Source organism: Acinetobacter sp. SH024, from assembly GCF_000163635.1.
GTDB classification, from domain to species: Bacteria; Pseudomonadota; Gammaproteobacteria; order Pseudomonadales; family Moraxellaceae; genus Acinetobacter; species Acinetobacter pittii.
In genome coordinates, this window is record NZ_GG753603.1 from 225436 (window position 1) to 234234 (window position 8799).

The following is an 8799-nucleotide window of genomic DNA, read 5'->3' on the forward strand; positions in this document are numbered from 1 at the left end:
CATTTGTACAGCCTTGATTTTAAATTCGGAAGAGTAGTAGGTTTTTTAGTTTTAACATTCAGGCCATCTTCACCTTGTGCCTTATAGTTTTCAATCCATAAGCGGATGGTTTGGAGATCTACATTAAATTCTTGTGAAAGGATTTTATATCCTTTACTTCCCTCTAAATAAGCTTGAATGACTTTTAATTTTAACTCTTTTGAATGCTTCGGAATTGGCATAGAGCACACCTCATAAGTTTTAAAAGTCTAACTTATGGGGTGCAGTTCAGGGCGAGGGAGGGACGCCTTGTGCGTGCTGATTCTTGTGTGTCAGTCTGTCAACCTTCTCTCGTTCTGCCACCATCATTTGACAGTGATTGGGTAGAACTCCTTTACACACAAGGAGTCCGCACATGCGTACTATTTCATCTCTTTCATTGGCTACCTTCGCCAAAATCTTTGACTCGATACCCAACTGGTCTTTAAAACGGTTTAACCGACTCTAGGTTTTAAGCCATAGGTCATTACGACTAAAAAATCATAGCAACAATAAAATCCGAGATAGGCAAGCACACCATTTTTGTGCGGCTTTTGCATGCCTGTTTTTAGCACTCAATTTAAGAGTGACGGCATTTCTATCTCTTTTATTTACAACAAGAAATTATTTTAAGCGGTATACATGAAAAATTTAGAAGCTTCCTTTCGAGCGACGCGGGCGCTATACACAGCAGCAGAGTTATTTAAACAACATGGCTTTAACAAGGTCGGGGTGGACCGAATTGTTAGTGAGGCCAAAATGACTAAAGCCACCTTTTACAACTACTTTCACTCCAAAGAAAGGCTGATTGAAATGTGTTTGTTGGTCCAAAAAGAGCAGTTAAAAGAAAAAGTGAGGGCGATAAGCGAAGCTCGTCAATATCCAGATTTGGTTCATCAACTCAGGCAAATTTACCTTTTACATGCCGACTTAAAAGGAGCCTATTACCTTTTGTTTAAAGCGATTTTTGAAATTAAAAAGCTTTATCCAAACGCCTATCAGACTGCACTCAGATATAGGCGATGGCTTAAAAATGAAATTTTCTGGGTGTTGAGAGAATCTAAAAAAAGAGCCACATATGAAGAGTCTGATATTTTTGTATTTATGATTGATGGCGCGATTTTTGGACTTTTAGGTTCAGATCAAGCAAAGGACAGAGATAGATTGCTTGAGTATTTTTTAAGGCGGGTTTGATGAGAGGAAGGCCTAGATTTAGGCCTTTTTAAAACTTAAATATTAGTTAGTTTAAAAGCATGAGTATATTATTTTCATCAAAAGATGAAATTAATTTTAATTCCTTACTAAAGGATTCGTAATCTAATTTTGCCATTTCAAAAACTTGTTCTAAAGTATCGGCATTCAAGTATCCACCTGAATATTTTACAACGGCATTAATCGTTTGATCTAAATAATCATGTGAATTTTCGATTAAAGTATCAATATAAGGTAAAGAGCGACCACTATGAACTATAAGATTTCTGGTTCGATAAATTCGACGTAATTGCCAACTTACCTTTTTTTCATGCAATGATATCTTTGCTAAGACATTTTTGGGATTTTTAAAAATTTCTGATAATTCAAAACATCTATATCTAAGTAGGTGGAAGTTACCTAAATTTTGATATAAAGTATTTCTTAAAGGTTTATATTTATCTAAAGCTATGAGCTCAAGTACTAACTGATTTATTTTTTTATCTTTGTAATTGTCAATTTCTTTTAAAATATCAGTTAAATTGCTTCTACCCCATTTCAAAAGATCTCTAATTAAATTCTGTAATAAGCGATTTATATATTCTTTTAGTAGGATTGGTTCTAGGGCATTACATATTTTTTTAACCTTTCCACCTCCATTGATACTTGAGGGAACAATAGTTTCTATTGCTATCCAAATATTAATTAATTGATTTTCAGCTAAATCACTAGCTAATGCGGTTGAATGTAAGTCTATTACTCGATTAAGTTTCTTGAATGAATCTTTCTTCAAAGAAATATTTTCTAAAAAATAGTTTAATTTTTTTGAAGCAGTATGAGGTCTTACATCAATGCACTTATCCATAGGACTTTTTGCTTTACTAATAACTTTATCAATATTCTCACAACATTGTGTTATTATTGCATTAGATCGCCATATAATTTTTTTCTTATGTGAATAAAGTGAGAATAAATCACTCATAATCTCTAAAGTATTCTCAGCTAAACGTCTAGCTGAATGTCGGTCAAAAGTTTCTATGTCATCAATTCTCACCCACACTTCAGATTTTCTCTTATTTAATTTTTTTGATGCTGCTAATTGAGAAAACTTATGTGGTAGATCATCTATAATTTCAATATCAAATTGATTTACAGAATTCTTTATAGTTAATATATCTTTTGAAACGAGGAAAAAAATTTCAAAATGGTGATGGGTTGGGGAAATTAACTGAAAAAAATCTTGAACTTCTTCAACATCTTTAATTTCTCTTTCACTAAAAAAGAATTCCTTTGTTTTTTCATAAATATGTTGTTTAGAAATCCCCATATTAATTAATAAAGATGCTAGTAAAGTAGCTAGTTGATTAATTGTCTTTTTTGAACCCTTATTATCAGAAATTTCATTTAATAAAAGCTCGCAGCATAAAGTAAAATAATTCAATGGATTTAAGACTTTTTCTAGAACTTCTAGTCTTAACTTTAAATCACTTAACCGAACATTTTCGCCTTTTAAAACAAATTTTTCAATTTCAGAAGTTAATAGATTTTTTACAATAATATCATTTCTTAAAGAGAAATCTAATTCTTCCAACACAAAAGTTAAATTATTTCTATCTATAACTTCATTTTCTATATCATTAATTAGGGACAAAGCTTCTCTACAAATAAATGATGGATTTAAAGCAGGAGGTTTGTAAGAGTCTAAAGTATAGTCAAAAAATAATTCATCAAATTTTTGACCCAGAAATAATAATAAACTTAAATTTTCATTTGTGTGCCAAGCATTAGAACTTATAAATAGCATAAATATTGCCTAGAAAAATTATAAATATTAACTATAATTTTAACAAAAATTTTTAATTGGGAATTAAAATTATTGATTTAAGTGGTCAGATTAATTCTTTATCATTTTCTAATTACATTCTCCTTTAATGTATAATTTTATCTCTAGTATAAGAATTAAAGACTATCCTCGTTTTGATAGTCTTTCACGTTAACTTTCATTGCTCACTCAAAACCAGCTTCTTAATTTTCACAGCTTTCTCGAAGTGATCTAACTTATGCTCCATAATCCACCAATGCGCTGCTTCCATCAGTAGCTCAGGGTTGTCATTTTTATTTTTAAAAAAAGCATAAAAAGACAGACCGACATTATGTCCCTTCTTTTCAATTTTATCGTCGCATCCCTTAATAAAAATTTCTCTTAATTCATTTCTCATATTTAGTATCACTTCAACTCTATAAAACTAAGAATTCATATTCCGCTCGCCCCATTGGCACATCATATCTAACAAAGGAATTAAAGACTGTCCTCTTTCTGAAAGACGGTACTCAACTTTAGGCGGAATTTGAGGATATTCCTTGCGGGTAATCAGTCCATCTCTTTCCAATTCTTTAAGTGTATTGCTGAGTGTTCTAAACGAAATATTACCAATGCAGCGTTGCATCTCATTAAAACGCATGACATTTTTTTCATACAGCCAATACATAATAATCATTTTATATTTGCCATTAATTAAAGAAAGGGTGTACCCAAAACCTGTCTCTTCTAACGGCGTATATGATGGAACGCATTCAGTCATTTTTTAAACCTACACTATCTTTTAGGATAGTATATAACACAAATTACCGTACTTATATTTAGGAAAGCACACTTCTATAATCGATTTATCTACTTTCCGATAAGAGTGTTTTCATAATGAAAAAGACATTAGTCATTGTTACTCACCCTCACATAGACCAGTCTGTTGTAAATAAAAGATGGGTAGAGGAAATAGAAAAACACCCAGACCAATTTACGGTTCACCAAATTTATCAGGCCTACCCAGACGGGGTGATTGATGTTGCCAAAGAGCAAGCATTGGTAGAAGAACACGAAAATTTAGTATTTCAATTTCCAGTGTATTGGTTTAACTGTCCACCGCTTTTGAAACAATGGCTTGATGAAGTTGTGACCTATGGTTGGGCGTATGGTTCAACAGGTGACAAGCTTAAAAATAAGAAATTTATGTTGGCTGTGTCTGCTGGTGTAAAAGAAAAAGTTTATTCAGAGTATGGTGAATACAAGCTTTCTTTAGAGCAGATTTTTACTCCATTTAAGCTAACGGCTTTATATGTTGGCGCGGATTATCAACCACTTCATGCATTTTATGGTATAGACACAAACCCATCAGAAGATGACGATATTCCGACACACCAAGACATAGCGGATAATGCGGTACAGTATGTTCAGAAGTTATTAGCGTTGTCTGAGTAAGTTTTAAGAGGAGGCCTGAATGTGAGGTTTGGGCCTGCTGGTATCTATATGATTTATTAATAAACAGTTTGCAAAAAACAATTTTGTCTATAAGTTGAAAATACAATAATATGTCTTTGGAAAAATTATGAATATCGCGCCTTTTCCATTTCAAATTACAAACTGGGAAGAAATTGAAGTCACTGAATATAGTGGTGAAACTGGAAAAGCTTATTGGAAAACTCAATTTTTTGGTGAAGAAACAAATAAAATTAGAATAAGGCTTGTGGAATACTCAGCAAACTACTTGGCTGATCATTGGTGTGAAAAAGGACATATATTATTTTGCCTAGAAGGCGAGCTAGAAAGTAGATTGAAAGACGGTCGAACATTTACTTTAACTTCAGGTATGAGTTATCAAGTAGGCGATAACTCCGAGCCCCATCAGTCTTTTAGCCTGAATGGTGCGAAGTTACTTATCGTTGATTAGATTTATACAAAGAAAGCAATTAAATAAAGGGATAGCAATCTCTATCCCTCATCAAGCACTTTAATTTGCTAAAGCTGTCATGGCATCAACCAAGCTTGTAATACCTGCATAGATATCATTTAAATGAGCTTGATCATCCATATAAGCAGGGGTAGTAGCAAATAAGTTTTCTTTATCTACGATGCATTCTTTAGTTTGACAGACATGGTGAATTGAACCCGTTTTTTCAATTTCCTTAGCAATGTTAAGGTCAGACCCTAACGTAATAGTTGGGTGTAAGTCGCCAAACGTAAGCGCCAAGATTGCAGGCGAAATACAGATTGCTCCAATCGGTTTCTTGCTCTGATGAAACGCTTTTAAAATTGAAGCCACTGTACCATGTACTCGTGCCTCTGCGCCTTTAAAGGCAAACGTTGATAAATTTTTTGCGACACCAAAACCACCTGGCAAAATAAGACCATCAAATTCATTTGCATCCAGCTTATGCAGTAGTGAAATTTCACCACGGGCAATTCTTGCTGCTTCTTGTAAAATATTTCTTCGCTCAGTCATGTTTATTTCGCCACTCACATGGTCGATGACATGAAACAAAGGTTCATCAGGTGCAAAAATTTGATATTCAATATGTACTGTATCTAAAGCTAGTAGGGTTAAAACAGACTCTCTAATTTCAGAACCATCTAAATAACCACAACCCGATAAAATGACTGCTACTTTTTTCATTTGCTTTCTTAAAACCTTTTTTAAATGTGTAAAAGATCTTAAGTTTTCTTCTAAAAATTTTTTATACGCAGATTTGCCATAAATTCGCCCTAAGTAAGCATTCTAGTTTTGCGTAGCTCGCGTGGAGTAATACCAAATAAATTTTTAAACTTTTCAGTAAATCGAGATTGAGATTGATAGCCACATTCAAAAGCAATATTCCCAATGCTGCTATTGGTGGTTTGAAGTAAATGTAATCCGTGTCCCAGTCTTACTCTATTACGAATGCCCTGAATGCTGTTTCCTTCACTTTTAAGTTTTCTTCGTAGCGTCGATGAACTCATAAAAAGTTGAGCCGCGATAAATTCAGCGGTGAGTTCTGTAGACAAATGATCAGAAATAAAGGCCTGAACTTTTTCACTCAAGCTTGTATTCATGTTGAGTTTAGCAATGTTGGTATAGCCCGAATAATAAATAAGCTCTAAAAGCTCCCTTTTTCTAAACTTAAACGCAGAAGGAGGAGCAACTAAAGAGAAGTCTATAAACTGATGCAGGGCACTTTCTAAAAGAGAATTAAGTTGGCCTTGAACATAGTTTTGAGAAGTACCCGCGTTTTGAGACAAGTCATTAAAATCTTCAAAATCAAACTCGATAAGAAGGGCGAAATATTCTTCCTGATCAGGAATATTACGCATATCAATGCTGGAGCTGTTGGCTAAAAAAATAAAAGAGCCGGCATCACACTTAATATTTTCAGTTTTTCCAAGTTCTTTGTAACCACTTAACACAATAATCAGTAAGGGTTTAGAAATCGGAACGTTTGTGATTTTTTGCTCTTGGTACGCTGAATAGACCGCAAAAGGCAGGTTTAAGTTGCTATGCTCGAGCAGGCTTTTTTTAGCTAAAGAAATAAGATTCTGCATTGAATTTAAATGCTTAATAAAATTTAGATGTTGTGATGGATGTAAAATTATCAATATTTTTTTGGCTATTTCTAATGTTTGAGCCAATAAAAAAGCCTAAACCCATTAGGTTTAAGCTTCTTTAAATTTGAATTCTGGCGGTGAGAGAGGGATTCGAACCCTCGATACGCGCAAACGTATACACACTTTCCAGGCGTGCTCCTTCAGCCACTCGGACACCTCACCAAGGCGTGCGATAGTAACTAAAAAAACGAGTCCTGCCAAGATTTAAGACGAGCATTACAGAAAAAAAATAATAGAGGTGATAAGATTGCGCTAAAAATCATATTGGTTTAATTACACAATGCAAAATACGGCCAAAAAAGCGACCTTGCCTGCCACGGCTTTGGCAGCTCTTGGAGTGGTCTTTGGAGACATCGGAACAAGTCCGCTCTATGCCTTGAAAGAGTCCTTCCATGCAGCGCATGGGTTGGGAATTCAGCCTGAAAACGTATTAGGAATTTTATCTATTATTTTTTGGTGCTTAATGCTGATCATCAGCATCAAGTATGTCGCGATTGTCATGCGTGCAGACAACAACGGCGAAGGCGGGATCATGGCCTTACTCGCATTGAACTTACGTAAAGCCAAAATTGCCGATAACAAAAAAATCTACATGATTGCCATTGGTTTTATCGGTGCATCGCTGTTTTTTGGTGACGGTATTATTACCCCAGCCATTTCGGTATTGTCAGCCGTTGAAGGCTTGTCTATTGCCACCGATGTGTTTGACCCGTTCATCATGCCGATTGCGATTACCATTATCATTTCTTTGTTTTTAGTACAAAAACACGGTACGGCCTTTGTCGGTAAGTTTTTTGGCCCGATCACGATGGTATGGTTCTTATCTTTAGGATTATTAGGTCTTCATAGCGTCATTCAGACCCCTGTGGTGTTAGGCATGTTTAGTCCGCACTGGGCCATTCAGTTTATCTATCACCATCCAATCATGACATTCTTTGTGATGGGTGCTGTAGTGTTAACGGTAACTGGTGGTGAAGCACTTTATGCCGATATGGGCCATTTCGGACCAGTGCCAATTCGTATGGCATGGTTCTTTGTCGTGTTGCCGTGCTTGGTTTTAAACTACGCAGGACAGGGCGCATTATTGCTTAGAGACCCAGCGGCAATTGAAAACCCGTTCTATTTATTGGTGCCTGAGTGGGCACTTTACCCAATGATTATTATGGCAACCATGGCAACGGTAATTGCCTCTCAAGCTGTAATTTCTGGGGTGTTTTCTCTTGCGCGTCAAGCGATTCAATTGGGTTATTTACCACGTTTAAGTATTAAACATACTTCTGAGTCAGAAGAAGGCCAGATTTATATTCCTTTCTTAAACTGGTTACTTTTAATCGCAATTATTATCCTAATCTTGATCTTCAAAAGCAGTTCGAACCTTGCAAGTGCGTATGGCTTAGCTGTGACCTTGACGATGCTGTGTGACACGATTTTGGTTGCGGTGTTTATCTACTCGGCTTGGAAGTGGAGCTTGCCAAAAGTACTACTCCTGATTATTCCGTTCTTTGTTTTAGAGTCGGTATTGGTCGGTGCCACTTCACTTAAAATCTTGTCGGGCGGTTGGGTGCCATTACTCATTGGTGCGATTGCCGTGACCATTTTAATGACATGGAAACGTGGTCGTGAGCTTACTTTTGCCAAACTTGAACACGATACCTTGTCACTCGATTTGTTTGTGAAAAGTATTGGTAATAGCGTGCACTGGGTGCCGGGTGATGCAGTATTTATGACAGGTACACCGAACGTTGTGCCACATGCCATGCTGCATAACATAAAGCACAACAAAGTGCTACATCAGCGTAATATCTTGGTGACGGTCGTTATTGAAGATGTACCGTTCGTTGCGCCAGAAGAGCGTATTACGACTGAAACTTTAGCTGAACATTTCTTCCGTATTAAAATCTTCTACGGTTTTAAAGATGAAATGAATGTACCAAAAGCACTGATGCAAGCCTATGAGCAGCTAGGTCTTGAATATGACTTGATGCACATTAGCTTCTTTATTTCCCGTGATCGTATTGTTCATTCGGTGGGCGATGGTATGTCTCCGTGGAGAGAAAAACTGTTTATCTCTATGCAGCGTAATACCAGTCCGGTGAGTGACTTCTACCAAATTCCAACCAACCGTGTGGTTGAGTTAGGTAGTCAAATCGAAATATAAAAATTGATGTAATAAAAAA

The 8799-nt window shown here is 35.7% G+C and carries 9 protein-coding genes, 1 tRNA gene and 1 pseudogene; 4 read left to right on the forward strand and 7 right to left on the reverse strand.

The annotated features are described in order from the left end of the window. A pseudogene (locus HMPREF0013_RS19820) lies at positions 1-221 on the reverse strand (helix-turn-helix domain-containing protein); the annotation flags it as partial. A 439-nt stretch (positions 222-660) separates the two neighbouring features. Between HMPREF0013_RS19820 and HMPREF0013_RS19825 the strand changes: the two are divergent. After that, complete coding sequence (locus HMPREF0013_RS19825; protein WP_005804483.1) at positions 661-1212, forward strand: TetR/AcrR family transcriptional regulator; 552 nt, start codon at positions 661-663, stop codon at positions 1210-1212. Between the two features lie 46 nt (positions 1213-1258). Here the strand turns inward: HMPREF0013_RS19825 and HMPREF0013_RS19830 are convergent, their stop codons facing one another. The 3 genes from HMPREF0013_RS19830 to HMPREF0013_RS19840 all read right to left on the reverse strand — a co-directional run bounded on the left by HMPREF0013_RS19830 (position 1259) and on the right by HMPREF0013_RS19840 (position 3791). After that, the gene (locus HMPREF0013_RS19830; protein WP_005804484.1) at positions 1259-3013 is read right to left on the reverse strand and encodes a hypothetical protein; all 1755 of its coding nucleotides are present in this window, start codon (positions 3011-3013) and stop codon (positions 1259-1261) included. Positions 3014-3209: 196 nt separating this feature from the next. Next, on the reverse strand, positions 3210-3428 hold the full coding sequence (locus HMPREF0013_RS19835; protein ID WP_005804485.1) for a DUF6500 family protein: 219 nt from the start codon (positions 3426-3428) through the stop codon (positions 3210-3212). Positions 3429-3455: 27 nt separating this feature from the next. Then, positions 3456-3791, reverse strand: coding sequence for a winged helix-turn-helix transcriptional regulator (locus tag HMPREF0013_RS19840; RefSeq protein WP_005804486.1), 336 nt, complete (start codon positions 3789-3791; stop codon positions 3456-3458). A gap of 116 nt (positions 3792-3907) precedes the next feature. Between HMPREF0013_RS19840 and HMPREF0013_RS19845 the strand changes: the two genes are divergently transcribed. Then, positions 3908-4465, forward strand: a complete 558-nt coding sequence (locus tag HMPREF0013_RS19845) for an NAD(P)H-dependent oxidoreductase (protein ID WP_005804487.1) — start codon at positions 3908-3910, stop codon at positions 4463-4465. 127 nt (positions 4466-4592) lie between these two features. Further along, entirely contained in the window at positions 4593-4934 is a 342-nt protein-coding gene (locus HMPREF0013_RS19850; RefSeq protein WP_005804488.1) for a DHCW motif cupin fold protein, read from the forward strand. Positions 4935-4994: 60 nt separating this feature from the next. Here HMPREF0013_RS19850 and elbB read toward each other — a convergent pair whose 3' ends face one another. The 3 genes from elbB to HMPREF0013_RS19865 all read right to left on the reverse strand — a co-directional run bounded on the left by elbB (position 4995) and on the right by HMPREF0013_RS19865 (position 6784). Further along, positions 4995-5657, reverse strand: a complete 663-nt coding sequence (gene elbB, locus HMPREF0013_RS19855) for an isoprenoid biosynthesis glyoxalase ElbB (RefSeq protein ID WP_005804489.1) — start codon at positions 5655-5657, stop codon at positions 4995-4997. Positions 5658-5746: 89 nt separating this feature from the next. Continuing rightward, a complete protein-coding gene (locus tag HMPREF0013_RS19860) occupies positions 5747-6559 on the reverse strand; it encodes a helix-turn-helix transcriptional regulator (RefSeq protein WP_005804490.1) in 813 nt (270 codons plus the stop codon). A 135-nt stretch (positions 6560-6694) separates the two neighbouring features. Then, positions 6695-6784: transfer RNA gene (locus HMPREF0013_RS19865), tRNA-Ser, on the reverse strand. Between the two features lie 118 nt (positions 6785-6902). Between HMPREF0013_RS19865 and HMPREF0013_RS19870 the strand changes: the two genes are divergently transcribed. Then, complete coding sequence (locus HMPREF0013_RS19870; RefSeq protein WP_005804491.1) at positions 6903-8780, forward strand: potassium transporter Kup; 1878 nt, start codon at positions 6903-6905, stop codon at positions 8778-8780. The last annotated feature ends 19 nt before the right edge of the window (positions 8781-8799 follow it).